We start from the raw sequence: 15,753 nt of genomic DNA, 5'->3' as shown, positions 1-15,753 counted from the left end.
ACCATACAGGAGACAACGTCGGCAGGCCGGACACGGGCGTCACGAGCGCCGCGCGTCCAGGGACTGCGACGGATCATGCGCCATGTCGAATACCCATTCGAGCACCCCCTCCCCGCAGGCCCTCGCGCCCGTTTCTCTCGACGACAAATACACGCTGACTTCCGGCCGCGCCTATATGACCGGCATCCAGGCGCTCGTCCGCCTGCCGATCATGCAGCGCCTGCGAGACCAGGCCGCGGGGCTCAATACCGCGGGCTTCGTCACCGGCTACCGCGGATCGCCGCTTGGTAACGTCGACCAGGAATTCTGGAAGGCGAAGAAATACCTCGAACCGCAGCACATCCGCTTCCAGCCCGGCCTCAACGAAGACCTCGCCGCGACCGCCGTGTGGGGCACGCAGCAGGTGAACCTCGATCCGAATGCGATGTACGACGGCGTGTTCTCGATCTGGTACGGCAAGGGCCCGGGCGTGGATCGCACCGGCGACGTCTTCCGCCACGCCAATGCCGCAGGCACCTCGAAGCACGGCGGCGTGCTTGTGATCGCCGGTGACGACCACGGCGCCAAGTCGTCCACGCTGCCGCACCAGACCGAGCACATTTTCAAGTCGATGATGATGCCGGTGCTCGCGCCCGCGGGCATCCAGGACTACCTGGAATACGGCCTGCACGGCTTCGCGCTGTCGCGCTACTCGGGCTGCTGGGTCGCCTTCAAGGCGCTGACCGACACGGTGGAAACTTCCGCATCCGTCGACATCGATCCGTTCAAGGTCCAGACCATCATCCCGGCGGACTTCCCGATCCCGGCAGACGGTCTCAACCTGCGCTGGCCCGATCCCCCGCTGGTGCAGGAAAAGCGTCTCGTGCATCACAAGCTGTACGCCGCGCTCGCCTACTGCCGCGCGAACGGGCTCAACCGCACGATCATCGACAGCCCGAACGCCAAGCTTGGCATCATCACTTCCGGAAAGAGCTATCTCGACGTGCGCCAGGCGCTCGAAGACCTTGGCATCGACGAGCAACTCGCCGCCGAGATCGGCATCCGCCTGTACAAGGTCGGCATGGTGTGGCCGCTCGAAGCTGAAGGCGTGCGCGAGTTCGCGAACGGCCTCGACGAGATCCTCGTCATCGAGGAGAAGCGCCAGTTCCTCGAATACCAGCTGAAGGAAGAGCTCTACAACTGGAACGAGAACGTGCGTCCGCGCGTCATCGGCAAGTTCGACGAGAAGGGCGAGTGGGCGCTGCCGCATAGCGACTGGATGCTGCCCGCCGCCGGCGACCTCACGCCGGCGATGATCGCCCGCGTGATCGCTGCCCGCATCGCGCGCTTCTACACCTCGGACAAGGTCAAGGCCCGCCTCGCCTTCTTCGACGCCAAGGAAGCCGCGCTCGCCAAGCCGCGCCTGTCGATCCAGCGCGTGCCGCACTACTGTTCCGGCTGCCCGCACAACACCTCGACCAAGGTCCCGGCCGGTTCGCGCGCCATCGCCGGCATCGGCTGCCATTACATGGCGACCTGGCTGTCGCCGGAGACGACGCAGACCTTCTGCCAGATGGGCGGCGAAGGCGTGCCCTGGGTCGGCCAGGCGCCCTTCACGAAGACCCCGCACGTCTTCGCGAACCTCGGCGACGGCACCTACATGCACTCGGGGATACTGGCGATCCGCGCGGCCGTCGCGGCGAAGGTGAACATCACCTACAAGATCCTCTACAACGATGCCGTGGCGATGACCGGCGGCCAGCCGCACGACGGCACGCTGTCGGTGCCGATCATCGCGCGCCAGCTGCAGGCCGAAGGCATCCACAACATCATTGTCGTCAATGACGGCCCGCGCGCCTACGGTCCGGCGGACCTGCCGCACGGCGTGCCGATCCGCCACCGCGACGAGCTCGACGCCGTGCAGCGCGAGCTGCGCGAAGTGCCGGGCGTGACCGCGATCATCTACGATCAGACCTGCGCCGCCGAGAAGCGCCGCCGCAGGAAGCGCGGCAAGTTCCCGGATCCGGCGATGCGCGTCGTGATCAATGACCTCGTCTGCGAAGGCTGCGGCGACTGCAGCGAGAAGTCGAACTGCATGTCCGTGGCCGCCGTCGAGACCGAGTTCGGCAGGAAGCGCACGATCGACCAGTCCGCGTGCAACAAGGACTTTTCGTGCGTCAAAGGTTTTTGCCCGAGCTTCGTGACGATCGAAGGCGGCAAGCTCAGGAAGGGCAAGGCCGCGACCGCGGCGGCGGACGTCTTCGCGTCGCTGCCCGAGCCGACGCTGCCGGCGACGAACGCTCCCTGGGGCATCCTCATCACCGGCGTCGGCGGCACCGGCGTCGTCACGATCGGCGCGCTGCTCGGCATGGCCGCGCACCTCGAAGGCAAGGGCGTGTCCATCCTCGACATGGCCGGCCTCGCGCAGAAGGGCGGGGCGGTGTGGTCGCACGTCAAGATCGCCAACCGGCCCGAAGACATCTTCGCCGCCCGCGTCGCCGCAGGTGAAGCGAACGTCGTGATCGGCTGCGACCTCGTCGTGTCGGCGAGCGACGAATCGCTCGCGAAGATGCGCACCAATCACACCCGCGTCGTCATCAACCGCGATCAGACCAACACCAGCGAATTCGTCCGCGGCTTCGCGGCCCAGGCCCGCACCGGCAACGTCGCGAAGCACCCGGACCCGCAGTTCCCGGCCGGCTCGATGGAGTCCCAGATCGTCGACGCCGTCGGGAACCAGAACGTCGAGTTCCTCGAAGCCTCGCGTCTTGCAACGGCGATTCTCGGCGATTCGATCGCAACCAACCTCTTCATGCTCGGCTTCGCCTGGCAGCGTGGCCTCGTGCCGCTGACGCGCGACGCGATCCTGCGGGCGATCGAGCTCAACGGTGCCGCGATCGAGGCCAACAAATCCGCGTTCCAGTGGGGCCGCCGTGCCGCCGTCGATCCGGATGCGGTCGCGAAGGCCGCGAAGCCGCAGCACGGCACGCCCGAGCATCACAAGCTGTCGGCCTCGGTCGACGAGGTGATCGCCCGCCGCAAGGCCTTCCTCGCCGACTACCAGGACGCCGCCTACGCCGAGCGCTACGCGAAGTTCGTCGAGCGCGTGCGCGCGGCCGAAGCCAAGGTCGAGCCCGGCGTGACGCTGCTGACCGAAGCGGTCGCACGCGGTTACCACAAGCTGCTCGCCTACAAGGACGAGTACGAAGTGGCGCGCCTCTACACCGACAGCGACTTCCTCAAGCGTGTCGAGGAGCAGTTCGAGGGCGACTACAAACTCGTCTTCCACCTCGCGCCGCCGACGCTTGCCGACAAGGACCCGCAGAGCGGCGAGCTGCAGAAGAAGAAATACGGCCCGTGGATGCTGAAGGCGATGCGCCAGCTCGCGAAGATGAAGGGCCTGCGCGGCTCGATGCTCGACCCCTTCGCCCGCACGCACGACCGCAAGCTCGACCGCCAGCTGATCGCCGACTACGAGCGCATCGTCGAGGAGATTCTCGCCGGCCTCGAGAAGGCGAACTTCGAGACCGCCGTCGAACTCGCCAGCCTGCCCGAGCAGATCCGCGGCTTCGGCCACATCCGCGAGCGCTATCTGCGCAACGCGCGGATGCGCGAAGCGGAACTCCTCGCGGCCTTCCGCCGCAAGGAGCGTCCGGCCGAGGTGACCAACGGCAAGGTGCGCAAGACCATCGCCGTCATACCGGGCTAATTACCGATCCGGCGATCAAGTATGTGAGGTCTGCCCCGCACGGAGTTCATCCCCCTTGAAGGGGAGGGAGCAAACGTGCGGCACTCAACGTGACTTCACGTAATTGCCTGCCGGTTAACAGCTTCCCCCCCTCGCAGCAAACCTTCCGCCACGGCCACGAGCCGTGGTGGAGGGGGCGTTGCACCCTTTCCAGACCAATGAAGGAGACATCATGAGCGTATTCAACCTGAGCGATTTTGCCGACCACGAACAGGTCGTGTTCTGCAGCGACGAAAAGAGCGGCCTCAAGGCCATCATCGCGGTGCATAACTCCAACCTCGGCCCGGCGCTGGGCGGCTGCCGCATGTGGCCCTACGCCAGCGAAGAGGAAGCGATCCGCGACGTGCTGCGCCTGTCGCGCGGCATGACCTACAAGTCGGCGATGGCCAACCTCAAGCTCGGCGGCGGCAAGTCCGTGATCATCGGCAACCCGCGCACCGACAAGACGCCCGAGCTGCTGAAGGCCTTCGCTCAGGCCGTCGAGCGCGTCAATGGCCGCTACATCGCCGCGGAAGACTCCGGCACCGGCGTCGACGACATGAAGTTCATGTCGCAATTCACGCAGCACGTCGCGGGCATCGTCGACAAGCCGTCCGAGAACGGCACCCGCAGCGGCGATCCGTCGCCGGCGACCGCGTACGGCACCTTCGTCGGCATCAAGGCCGCGGTCAAGGAACGTCTCGGCCGCGACTCGCTCGAAGGGCTGAAGATCGCCGTGCAGGGCCTGGGCAACGTCGGCTTCGACCTCGCGCGCCAGCTGAAGGCCGCGGGGGCGCAATTGTGGGTCACCGACATCCATCGCGAACCGCTGCTGCGCGCCGCGAAGGAGATCGAGGCGACCGTCGTCGCGCCGGAAGAGATCTTCGGCCTCGACGTCGATGTGTTTGCCCCCTGCGCGATGGGCGCGATCATCAACGACCAGACGATCCCGCTGCTGAAGGCGAAGATCGTCGCCGGCGCCGCCAACAACCAGCTCGCCGAGCCGCGCCACGGCCTCGCGCTGATGCACAAGGGCATCCTGTACGCCCCCGATTACGTCATCAACGCCGGCGGCATCATCGACGTCTACTACGAGCGTACCGGCAACTTCGACCGCGCCGCGCTGAAGTCCCACATCGAGCGCATCTATGACAACCTGATGGAAATCTTTGCGCGCGCACGCAAGGAAGAGCGTCCGACCGGAGAGGTCGCCGACGCGATCGCCGAGGAGCGCTTCAAGCGCTGAGCGCCGCACAGCGGCCACCGGCCGGACACCCTTCCGTTCTCCTCTCGGATCGGCGTTCGGCTGGCAGGCCGCTCTCCATGGTTTAAGATGTCGGCAAACCGCTATTTGCCGACATCATGCGCACCATCAACCCCCAGCAGGCGCTGCTGCTCTCCCTGGCAGCCGCCCTCACGACCATTGGCATGAAAACGGGCGCATGGTGGCTGACTGGATCGGTCGGCTATCTCTCCGACGCGCTCGAATCCTTCGTCAACCTCGCCGGAGCATCCTTCGCGCTGTTGATGGTGTCGTTCGCACGGGCGCCGGCCGACCCGGGGCATCCCTACGGGCACGGCAAGGCCGAGTATTTTTCCGCCGCCTTCGAAGGCGTGATGATCTTCATCGCCGCGCTGGCGATCCTGTTCGCGGCCGGCGAGCGCCTGCTCCATCCGCAGCCGCTGGGGGCTCTGGGCGTCGGCACCGCGCTGTCGGTCGGGGCCAGCCTCGTCAACTTCGTCGTCGCGCGCGTCCTCTTCCAGGTCGGGCGCGCGCATCGCTCGCTGGCGCTGGAGGCCGACGCGCGCCACCTGATGACGGACGTGTGGACCACCGCCGGGGTGGTGGTCGGCGTCGGGCTTGCGAGCGCGAGCGGCTGGGTGTGGCTCGATCCGGTCATCGCCGCCGCCGTTGCGCTGAACATCCTGCGCGAGGGCTGGAGCCTGATGCAGCGTTCGGTCGACGGATTGATGGATCGGTCCCTCGCCGCCGCGGACATCGAACGCATCGAGACGGTGTTGGCGACGTTTACCGCGCGGGGCTGCAGTTTTGCGAACCTGAAGACGCGCGTTGCCGGCGCCATGCACTTCGCGCACGTGGACATCCGCCTGCCGGGTGATTGGTCGGTCGCCCGCGCCCATGCGCTTGCCGATGAGGTGGAGCGGGCAGTGGAGGCGCAGGCCGATGCGCGGCTGACGACCCACGTCGAGCCGGCTGACTAGCGTCTTCAACGGCGTCGGGAAGGCGCTGCTGGGCAGCCCCTCCTGCGGGTTGGAGGACGCCTCCTCAGTCGCGGGCGCGACGGCGGCGGGCGCGTTCCTCGGGCGTCCAGATCTCGCCCGAGCCCTTGCGATGCTCGCGCCGCGTAAAGGCCGACTTGTAGCCGGTGAACATCGCGAGCACGTAGTTCTGGCGGTGCCACCAGGACGACCACAGCACGCCGGCGAGGTGGAAGCCCGCGAGCGTGAGCAGGGCCTTGGCCATGAACTTGTGCACCACTTCGAGGTTTTCGTCCCAAATCGTCGGCACGATGTCCGCGAGCGGGCCTTCGAGTTGCTGCGCGCCATAGAGCATGGTGCCGATCACGGTATTGAATAGCAGCATCGTCAGCAGCAGGAACACCATGAGGGCGCCCATGGGATTGTGGCTGAGATATTCGCGCGCCTTGCCCATGCGCAGCGCTGCGAGCAGGTACTGCACCGTCTCGTTCACGCTGTACGTGAAGGCAGAGAAGCGAGCGTATTTCGTGCCGACAAACCCCCAGATGATGCGGATCACGACGAGCGTGAAGATCGTGTAGCCGGCGTAGGCGTGCAGCGGGAACTTGTCGGTGATGAGGTAGCCCGTCGTGAACGACACCACGAGGGTCCAGTGAAAGATCCGAACGAGGATGTCCCAGACCTTGATCCGGGTGGGCGTGGAAATCGTGCTTGCCTGCAGGCTGGCTGCGCGCGGGTCGTTCATGGCTTGTGTGCGTCGTTCGTCGCCGCATGCGGCGACCGGGATGGGAAACCGGTTCTGAAACATAATTTTACCAGTCGAGTTCGCGGCCCCGGATGATCCGGGTCAATCCAGCCGTTAACAAGTTGGCAATGCACTGTTGCGCAATGCGTACGCGAGCGAGGGCTTCCCCATCACTGGTGGGGAATATCACCTGAATTGCTGTCGGCGACTCGGTAAATTTGCGGTCGCTGTCGGCCTGGGGCCGGGTTGGCGCGTTATTCCACAGGAGGCACGAGTATTGCTCTACATGGTTGCGGATACGATTCTCGTCCGCGAAGGAGGCTGCCATGAAGTCCCGCGACGACGTCTTTCTCGCACGCCAGCCGATTTTCGACCGGCAGCGCAAGCTTGCCGCCTACGAACTGCTCTTTCGCGAAGACGACTCGGGCGAAGCCCGTGTCACCGACGATGCCTTGGCGACCGCGCAGGTCATTGCGCGCACCTTCGGCCGCCTGGGGCTGAACAGCGTGATCGGCGGCAGTGCGGCCTTCGTCAATGTGGACGCGGAAATGCTCATGTACGGCCGCATCCAAAGCCTGCCGCACGATCGCGTGGTGCTGGAGTTGCTGGAAACCGTCACGGTCGATTGTGCCGTCGTGGATCGTTGCTCCGAATTGAAGCACCTCGGCTACCGCCTCGCCCTCGACGACGTCTGCCGCGTGAGCAACGAGCTGGAGCCGCTGCTGGACATCGTGGATGTCGTAAAAATTGACATTTTGCAGCTCGAACCTGCTGCGCTCGAGTTGCTTGTGCGCCGCCTGCGCCTGCATCCGGCCAAGCTGCTGGCGGAAAAGGTGGATACGCTGGAGCGTGCCCGCCATTGCCTGACCCTCGGCTTCGACTTCTTCCAGGGCTATTTCTTCGCTCGCCCAGCCCTGCTGACGGCCTGAAAGTCGCGCGGGATCAGACTTCGCGCGCGATTTCGGCGATGATTGCCGTGCCGTAGGCCTCGAGCTTGCGGTCGCCGATGCCGGACACGTGCGCCAGTTCCTCGATGGATCCCGGCCGCGCGAGCGCGATTTCGCGCAGCGTGGCGTCGTGAAAAATTACATATGCGGGCACGTTGCGTTCGCGCGCAGTGGCCGCACGCCACGCGCGCAGGCGATCGAACAGCGTGAGCGGCACGCCGTCGAGGATCTCCATGCGGGTGCCGCGCATGCGCTTCGTGCGCCGCTTCTCCGGCGCGAGCCGCAGGGAGAACTCCGCCTCGCCGCGCAGCAGCGGTCGTGCGAGATCGGTCAGCGTCAGCGCGTTGTGGCGGTCGTGGTCCACGGCCAGCAGGCCGCGGGCGACGAGCTGGCGGAACAGCGTGCGCCAGGTCTTTTCCTCCACGTCGGCACCGATGCCGAAGGTGCTCACCTTGTCGTGTTCCCAGTCGCGCACCTTGTCCGTGAGTTCGCCGCGCAGCACGTCGATGACGTGGCCGGCACCAAAGCGTTGCCCCGTCCGGAACACGCCCGACAGCGCCTTGCGTGCTGCGTCCGTCGCGTCCCAGGTGCGCGGCGGCTCCAGGCAGTTGTCGCAGTTGCCGCAGTGTTCGCCCTGCTCGCCGAAGTGCGCGAGCAGGTGCTTGCGGCGGCAGCCGGTCGTCTCGACCAGCCCGACCAGCGCGTCGAGCCGGGCGCGGGCGCGGCGCTTGAAGTCCTCGCTGCCCTCGGATTCGTCGATCATGCGTCGTTGCTGCACGATGTCCTGCGCGCCCCAGGCCATCCACGCCTGCGAGGGGAGACCGTCGCGACCGGCGCGGCCGGTTTCCTGGTAGTAGCCCTCGATCGAGCGCGGCAGGTCGAGGTGGGCGACGAAGCGCACGTCCGGCTTGTCGATGCCCATGCCGAAGGCGATGGTCGCGCACATCACCAGCCCGTCCTCGCGCAGGAAGCGGCTCTGGTTCGCCGCGCGCACGTCCTGGGGCATGCCCGCGTGATAGGCGAGGGCGCGGATGCCCTGTTCCTCCAGCCATGCGGCGGTCTCCTCGACCTTGCGCCGTGACAGGCAATAGACGATGCCGGCGTCGCCCGCGTGGTCGTCGCGAATGAAGGCGAGCAGCTGGTTGCGCGGGTTGTCCTTGTCGACCATGCGATAGCGGATGTTCGGCCGGTCGAAGCTGGAGATGAAGCGGCGTGCGGTGGCGAGCCCCAGGCGCTGGGCGATCTCCTCGCGCGTGTCGGCGTCGGCGGTGGCCGTCAGCGCGATGCGCGGCACGCCCGGATAGCGCTCCGGTAGCACCGACAGTTGCAGGTACTCGGGGCGGAAGTCGTGCCCCCACTGCGACACGCAGTGCGCCTCGTCGATCGCGAACAGCGCAATACGGCCCGCCTCGTGCAGGCGATCGAGCGTTGCGAGCATCCTGCCGGTGAGGAGTCGCTCGGGTGCCACGTACAGCAGGTCCAGTCGGCCGGCGACGAGGTCGCGCTCCACCGTGACGGATTCGTCGGCTGCCTGGCTGGAGTTCAGGTAGGCTGCCGCCACGCCCGCTTCCCGCAGCGCGCTCACCTGGTCCTGCATCAGTGCGATCAGCGGCGACACCACCACGGCGGTGCCGGCGCGCAGCAGCGCCGGTACCTGATAGCACAGCGATTTGCCGCCCCCGGTGGGCATCAGCACCAGCGCGTCGCCACCTGCGCTCACGTGCTCGACGACAGCCTGTTGTTCGCCGCGGAAGGCGGTGTAGCCGAAGACGTGCTCGAGGACGTGCAGGGGGGAAGAGGGGGCGTGCGCGGTCATTGCCGTCATTCTACCGGTGCGGCCCCTGCAGATACAGGGCGGGAGGGTGCTCGCGAGGTTCGTGTGCGATGCGTACGGCATTATTGCGCGCCGGGCCTCGATTCGACGCCGCCCGATGACGGTGTTATCGTTCGACTATTACGAAAGTTGCAGGTTGTGCGTGGCCGGGAGATTCCATGCGGAAGACCGACGTTTCAAAGCTATACGAGGCCTACCCTCACCTCGGGAGGATCGATGAACTGTGGGGAACGCGCGATTGTCGCGAGTTCATCAACCGGCTCATGAACGACACGCGCGAGGGTCAGCGGCGGGGTTTTCCGGGAGACCACGCGCGTACCATCTTGCGTCTGTTGCTGGAGCACGATCGCGAGTTCCCGCAGTTCGAGGAGAGCATCACGTCCGACTGGCGCAACTCCGTGGCCCCGTCGCGGCGCGGAATCCAGGGGTGACTCGGCGTAGATGAACCTGCCCGACGACGATCTGCTCGAATTCGCATCGGAGACTCCGCTCGCGCAAGCCAACACGACGACGTGCTGGAAGGTTGCGATCGTCGATGACGACGACGATGTCCACCGCAGCACGGAGCTGAGCCTCGCCGACACCGAGATCCTGGGGCGTCCGCTTGCCTTCCTGCATGCACGTTCGGCCGCCGAGGCGCGTGCGCTGTTCGCCGCGGAGCGCGACATCGCGGTGATCCTGCTCGACGTCGTGATGGAGACCCAGGAGGCCGGCTTGCTGCTGGTCGACGAGATCCGCCACCACTTCCGCATGCAGGACGTGCGCATCATCCTGCGCACCGGCCAGCCCGGGTACGCGCCGGAACTCGAGGCGATCCGCGACTACGACATCAACGACTACAGCAACAAGTCGGAACTCTCCCGCACTCGGCTGTATGCGGCGCTCACCGCGGCGATCCGGGCTTATCAGCAGATCCGCATCGTCAACGCGAGCCGGGCAGGGCTGGCGCACATCGTGCGCGGCAGCGCCGAGCTGTTGCGCAGCGAGGGGCTCGGCGAATTCGCCGCCGGCGTCATCACGCAGATGGCCGGACTGCTCGGCCTGCCGCCCGAAGGGCTGGTGTGCGCGCGGCGCGATGCCGGCGCGCCGTGCGAGGTGATCGCGGCGGCCGGGCGTTTCGATCATGTGTCGCGCCAGCCGCTCGCGGCGTTGCACGATGCCGGCATCCGCGCGATCCTCGAGCACGCGCTCACGCAGCGCACCAACGTCGTCGAGCCGGGGCAAGGCATTGCGCTGTACTTCGGTTCACGCCCCGGGCGCGACCTGGCCGCGTATGTGGAGACGGGCTACCCCGCGGACGAACTCGATCCCAGCCTGCTCGAGGTGTTCTGCGCGAACGTGTCGGTGTGCCTCGACAACATCGAGCTCGTGCAGCGGCTCAATGAATACTCGTACTTCGACCCTCTGGTGCATCTGCCCAACCGCCGGCAGCTGCTCGAACTGCTCGACGCCCACCTGAACGAGCGCGAGGGCCGTCGCGGGGTGTTGGCCGTGGTGGATATCGACCACTTCGGCGAGATCAACGGTGCCTTTGGCTATCACTATGGCGACGCGCTGCTGAAGGGGGTCGCCGCGCGCATCGTTGCCGGCTGCGGCCCGGCCGCCCGGGTCGCGCGGGTCGGCAGCGACAGCTTCGCGGTGTTCTGGAGCGCACACGACGCCGACGTGAGCTGCCTCGACGGCCTCTTTTCCGAGCCGCTCGAGGTCGAAGGCGACAGCATCATCGTGTCGGTGACCGTCGGCGTTGTCCGTCTCGACGACGTCGGCGGCGACGGCAGCGAGGCGCTGGAGGATGGTTACCTGGCCCTCAAGCGTGCCAAGCAGGCCGAGCGCGGTTCGGTGGCGCGCTACAACCGGGGTGTCAGCGAGGAGATCCGCGGGCGCGTGAACCTGCTGCACAACTTGCGCGGCGCCTTCGGTGCGAACGAACTCTTCCTCGTGTTCCAGCCGCAGATCGATCTTGCGACCGGGCGCTGCGTCGGGGCGGAGGCCCTGCTGCGCTGGCGCACCGGCGACGGGGCAATGATTCCGCCCGACCACTTCATTCCACTGGCCGAACGCTCGGGCCTGATCGTGTCGATCGGCGAGTGGGTGCTGCGGCGCGCCTGCGAGGAGGCCGCACGCATGGCGCAGGCCGGCCACGCCTCGGTACGCATGGCGGTCAACGTCTCGGTGATCCAGTTCCGCGATCCGCACTTCCTCGGGCGGCTGCGTGCCGCAATCGAGGACAGCGGCGTGTCGCCACGGCAGATCGAGCTGGAGATCACCGAGTCGGTTGCGATGGGCGAGGGCGACCGCATGATCGAGCTGTTCGGGCGCGTCAAGGCGATGGGGCTGGATATCGCCATCGACGATTTCGGCACCGGCTTCTCGTCGCTGAGCCAGTTGCAGCGCATGAACGTCGACCGCCTGAAGATCGACCGCGCCTTCATCAACGACATCGGCGGCGCCGGCAAGGGGGGCGATATCGCCGGGCTGGTGTGCGGGCTGGGTGACCGGCTGGGCATCGAGCTGATCGCGGAAGGCATCGAGCAGGCCGAGCAGGCCGGGCGTTTGCAGGCCATGGGCTGCCAGCTCGGGCAGGGCTATCACTTCGCGCGGCCCATGCCCGCCGAGGACTGGCGCGCCTGGCTGGCCGCGCACTCGTCGGGGTCGGGCGCGCAGGGCGGATGTTGAGCGCACGCGGCCTGTCGCACCGTGCCCCGCGCGCGACGACGGGCGCCGCCCGCAGCCACTCGTCCACCGGATCCGCCGCGCGCCCGGCCTGATGCGTCCGGTCCGCCTGTCCCGGCTGCTGTTCCTGCGTTCGCTGATGGTGGCGACGCTGACCTTCGCGGTCGTCTATGGCTTGATGGAATTCTGGCTGCTGCCGCAGATCGACCGCGACACAACGTTACGCCAGCATCAGATCGCGCACGCGGTCGCAGCCCAGATCGAGGCGCAGGTCACCCATCCGGAAGCGGCGGTGCGCGCGATTTCCCAAATCCTGGTGACGGGCGGCCCGTGGAGCCCCGACGCGGTCTCGGCGCTGCTCGACCGCCTCGTCGACAGCAACGACGGCCTGGCGGCCGTGTATGCGATCGATGACGCCGGCAGGATCTTCGCCGCGGGTTTGCCGCCGGGGCTGCGCCCAATGCGAGGGGAGCAGCGCACGCGCGACGTGTCGGCGCATCCGCTGGTGGCAGCGATGAAGCAGGCACCAGGTGTGCATTGGTCGGATGTCGTGCTGTCGCCGGCAGGCGGCGATGCGCTCGCGGTGGTCGCTGTCCGCCACGCGGGAGTGACGCTGTTCGGGGAGTTGGCGTCCGCGCCGCTGCTGCATGCGGTTGCCGGCGTGATGGACGACGGCGGTCTGCGCACGTTGCTGCTGGACCGCCGTGGAGCGCTGCTCGGCGACACCGCCGGTCTGAAGGCCGGCGCGGTGCCCGCGCTGGCGGACGTGCCGCACGACATGCACCACGATCACGACGACGGCAGCCGCCAGGTGTTGCTGAAGGTGGACGGTGTGGACATGATCGGCAGCAGCGTACCGGTGTCGCCGCTGGGCTGGCAGGTGCTCGTCATCCGCCCGCAGTCGGAGGCGTTTCGCGCGTCGCGCACGGCCGAGCTCATCACGCTTGTTGGCCTAGCGACCGCGTGGATCGTGGGCCTGATCGGTGCAGCGATCCAGGCGGGCTATTTCGGGCGCTTGTTCCGCGACCTGTCGATCTTCGCGCGCGGTGTCGAGCGGGGGCGTTACGACCTCGAGTGGCGCCCGTCGCGCGTGCGCGAGTTCAACCGCCTAGCCGCCGCCTTCGAGCACATGGGGCAGGCGATCCGTGAGCGCGAAGGGGCGATCGTGGCGAGTCAGGCCGCGCTGCAGGAACTCAACCAGACGCTCGAGGCGCGGGTCGCCGAGCGCACGGAGGCGCTGCACCAGAGCAACGGGGAGCTCACCGAGGCGCTCGACAGCCTGCGTCGGACGCAGGAAGAGCTCGTGCAGTCGGAGAAGATGGCCGCGCTCGGGGCGCTCGTCGCGGGCGTCGCGCACGAGCTCGGTACGCCCTTGGGCAACAGCCTGATTGCGGCCAACACGGTGCGCGACCATACGCGCAGCCTGCGCCGCGAGCTCGAAGCGGGGCTGCGTCGCTCCACGCTGGAGCGCTATCTCGAGGACACCGAGGCGGCCAATGCGATCATCGAGCGCAACCTCGAACGTTCGGCTGCGCTCGTCGCCAGCTTCAAGCAGGTGGCGGTGGACCAGTCGAGCGCGCAGCGACGCGAATTCACGCTCGGCGAGGTCGTCGATGAGCTGGTCATGACCTTGCGGCCCTCGCTGAAGCGGCTGCCCTTCCGACTCACGACCGACGTGGATGCGTCGCTGCGGCTCGACAGCTATCCGGGCGCGCTCGGCCAGGTGCTCGCGAACCTCATCAACAACGCCGTGTTGCACGGGCTGGAGGAGCGCAGCGAAGGCGAGGTGCGCATCGTCGGACGCGCCGGCGAGGCCGACTGGATCGAGCTCGAAGTAGCCGACGACGGGCGCGGCATCCCGGAAGCGCTGCAGGGGCGCATCTTCGAACCCTTCTTCACGTCCCGCCTCGGCAAGGGCGGCAGCGGCCTCGGCCTGCACATCGTGCACAACTTGCTGTCGAACGTGCTTGGCGGCACGATCAGCGTCGATAGTCGCCCGGGCGAGGGCACGAGGATGCAGGTGCGTCTGCCGCGCGTCGCGCCGGTGACCGCTCAGGTGGCCGCTCAGGTGGCAGCTCAGGCGGCTGCGAGCGCCGCGCCGCTGGCCGACTGAACGCCGCGGCGAGCCTTACAGGCTGCGGATGCGTCCGAGCAGCGCGGTCGTCGAACGGTCGTGCTCGAACGGGATGGAATGCACGATGCCGCCCCAGCCCTGAACTTCCGCGGCGCCGACGATCCGGTCCACCGGCCAGTCGCCCCCCTTGACGAGGATCTCCGGGCGCGCCTCGAGGATGCGCTGCAGCGGTGTGTCCTCGTCGAACCACGTGACGAGGTCCACGCATGCCAGCGCCGCCATGACGGCAGCGCGGTCCTCGAGCGGGTTCACCGGACGGTCGTCGCCCTTGCCGAGGCGCTTCACCGACGCGTCGGTGTTCAGCGCGACGACCATCGCGGCGCCCAGCGCGCGGGCCTGCGCGAGGTAGGTGACATGCCCGCGGTGCAGGATGTCGAAGCAACCGTTGGTGAACACGAGCGGACGTGACTGGGACGCTGCGCGCGCGCGTAGCTCGTCGGGGGGGCAGATCTTGGCTTCGAAGGCGGGGCGAGGGTAGGACATCGGTTCCGGATGACGAATTGGAGGCCGCGTGCGGCCGGGTGAGACGGGATTCTAGCGCGCGCACCCCGCATCGGCCGCGCGGCGCGTCATGCCGGATGTCCCGCGCGCCACTCGGCGATGGCGGCGATGGCGTCCGGTAGATCCGCGATCACGCGGATTCCCGGCAGCTTGCGCTGCTGCTCGCGCACGGCGTGGCCGCCGGCCCACAGCGCAACGCGGGCGGGCAGGCGCGCGCGCAGCGTGTTGAGGCCTTCGACCGCCTGGCGCGCCGGGTAGGCGGAGCTGAAGGACAGCGCGACGACGTCGATGCCGCCCTGCGTGGCCGCACGTTCGATGTCGGCGAGCGGCGTCTGGGTGCCCAGCGAGGTGCATTGCGCGCCCTCGGGCGCGACCATCGCTTCGGCCATCAGCAGGCCGAGCGAGTGCAGTTCGTTCGGGAAGGTCGTCAGCAGGATGGACGGCGAGCCGCCGTGACCGCCGTGGTTCGCAATCGCGCCGCGCAACACGTTGTGCACCTGCTCGGTGTAGAGGTGCTCGCCGGCTACACTCAACTCGCCCTTCAGCCAGGCCTGCCCGACCGCATCGGTGAGCGGAACGAGGGTGTCGGTGAGGAAGCGTTGCAGGCCGTTCTTCAACAGGTTCTGCTGCAGCGCGCGCTGCAGGGCCGCGCCCTCCTGTCGCTGCATGAGGCCGAGCAGCGTGCCGCAGTCTGCGGGTGCGGTGGCCACCACTGCCTCGGGCGCGGCCGCCAGCATCTGCGCGAGCTCCTCCGTGGTGGCGGCGACGATGCGCGAGGGGCGCAGGCCCTGGTCGAGGAGGCGGCGGATCAGGCGTAGCTTGTCCACCTGTCCTGCGGGGTACACGCGTTCGCCGTTGGCGTCGCGCAGCGGGCGCGGAAAGCCGTAGCGGCGCTCCCAGACGCGCAGCGTGTCTTTCGGCAGTCCGGTGTCGCGCTCGACGGCGGCGATGCCGAGTCCTTCCGGCGGGTCGTTAAGAGTTTTCATTTGTCGT

The 15,753-nt window shown here is 67.6% G+C and carries 11 protein-coding genes; 7 read left to right on the top strand and 4 right to left on the bottom strand.

Annotated elements, in window-relative coordinates; translation table 11 throughout:
• Window positions 1–82: 82 nt before the first annotated feature.
• The 3 genes from ToN1_RS07995 to ToN1_RS07985 all read left to right on the top strand — a co-directional run bounded on the left by ToN1_RS07995 (window position 83) and on the right by ToN1_RS07985 (window position 5,929).
• The gene (locus ToN1_RS07995; protein ID WP_169204867.1) at window positions 83–3,688 is read left to right on the top strand and encodes an indolepyruvate ferredoxin oxidoreductase family protein; all 3,606 of its coding nucleotides are present in this window, start codon (window positions 83–85) and stop codon (window positions 3,686–3,688) included.
• 211 nt (window positions 3,689–3,899) lie between these two features.
• On the top strand, window positions 3,900–4,952 hold the full coding sequence (locus tag ToN1_RS07990) for a Glu/Leu/Phe/Val dehydrogenase (RefSeq protein WP_169204866.1): 1,053 nt from the start codon (window positions 3,900–3,902) through the stop codon (window positions 4,950–4,952).
• Window positions 4,953–5,068: 116 nt separating this feature from the next.
• Window positions 5,069–5,929 (top strand): cation diffusion facilitator family transporter, encoded by an 861-nt coding sequence (locus tag ToN1_RS07985; protein ID WP_169204865.1) that lies wholly within the window; start codon window positions 5,069–5,071, stop codon window positions 5,927–5,929.
• Between the two features lie 64 nt (window positions 5,930–5,993).
• Here the strand turns inward: ToN1_RS07985 and ToN1_RS07980 are convergent, their stop codons facing one another.
• Window positions 5,994–6,671 carry a cytochrome b/b6 domain-containing protein gene (locus ToN1_RS07980; protein WP_169204864.1) on the bottom strand — a complete coding sequence of 226 codons (678 nt, stop codon included), beginning with the start codon at window positions 6,669–6,671 and terminating at the stop codon, window positions 5,994–5,996.
• Between the two features lie 326 nt (window positions 6,672–6,997).
• Here ToN1_RS07980 and ToN1_RS07975 point away from each other — a divergent pair, with 326 nt between their 5' ends.
• Window positions 6,998–7,600 carry an EAL and HDOD domain-containing protein gene (locus ToN1_RS07975; RefSeq protein WP_169204863.1) on the top strand — a complete coding sequence of 201 codons (603 nt, stop codon included), beginning with the start codon at window positions 6,998–7,000 and terminating at the stop codon, window positions 7,598–7,600.
• Window positions 7,601–7,613: 13 nt separating this feature from the next.
• Here the strand turns inward: ToN1_RS07975 and recQ are convergent, their stop codons facing one another.
• On the bottom strand, window positions 7,614–9,443 hold the full coding sequence (gene recQ / locus ToN1_RS07970) for a DNA helicase RecQ (protein ID WP_169204862.1): 1,830 nt from the start codon (window positions 9,441–9,443) through the stop codon (window positions 7,614–7,616).
• Window positions 9,444–9,610: 167 nt separating this feature from the next.
• On the opposite strand from recQ, the gene ToN1_RS07965 reads away from it, so the two are divergent.
• The 3 genes from ToN1_RS07965 to ToN1_RS07955 all read left to right on the top strand — a co-directional run bounded on the left by ToN1_RS07965 (window position 9,611) and on the right by ToN1_RS07955 (window position 14,238).
• Window positions 9,611–9,883 carry a hypothetical protein gene (locus tag ToN1_RS07965; protein WP_169204861.1) on the top strand — a complete coding sequence of 91 codons (273 nt, stop codon included), beginning with the start codon at window positions 9,611–9,613 and terminating at the stop codon, window positions 9,881–9,883.
• Window positions 9,884–9,893: 10 nt separating this feature from the next.
• Entirely contained in the window at window positions 9,894–12,128 is a 2,235-nt protein-coding gene (locus ToN1_RS07960; protein ID WP_169204860.1) for a putative bifunctional diguanylate cyclase/phosphodiesterase, read from the top strand.
• Window positions 12,129–12,219: 91 nt separating this feature from the next.
• On the top strand, window positions 12,220–14,238 hold the full coding sequence (locus ToN1_RS07955; RefSeq protein ID WP_169204859.1) for an ATP-binding protein: 2,019 nt from the start codon (window positions 12,220–12,222) through the stop codon (window positions 14,236–14,238).
• Window positions 14,239–14,253: 15 nt separating this feature from the next.
• Here the strand turns inward: ToN1_RS07955 and rfaE2 are convergent, their stop codons facing one another.
• Both rfaE2 and ToN1_RS07945 read right to left on the bottom strand, forming a co-directional pair.
• Window positions 14,254–14,742 carry a D-glycero-beta-D-manno-heptose 1-phosphate adenylyltransferase gene (rfaE2, locus tag ToN1_RS07950; RefSeq protein WP_169204858.1) on the bottom strand — a complete coding sequence of 163 codons (489 nt, stop codon included), beginning with the start codon at window positions 14,740–14,742 and terminating at the stop codon, window positions 14,254–14,256.
• An 86-nt stretch (window positions 14,743–14,828) separates the two neighbouring features.
• Complete coding sequence (locus tag ToN1_RS07945; protein WP_169204857.1) at window positions 14,829–15,746, bottom strand: MerR family transcriptional regulator; 918 nt, start codon at window positions 15,744–15,746, stop codon at window positions 14,829–14,831.
• Window positions 15,747–15,753: the final 7 nt, after the last annotated feature.

The organism is Aromatoleum petrolei, assembly GCF_017894385.1.
GTDB lineage: Bacteria > Pseudomonadota > Gammaproteobacteria > Burkholderiales > Rhodocyclaceae > Aromatoleum > Aromatoleum petrolei.
Note: the sequence above shows the minus strand (reverse complement) of the source record. Positions and strands in the feature narration are given on the sequence as shown.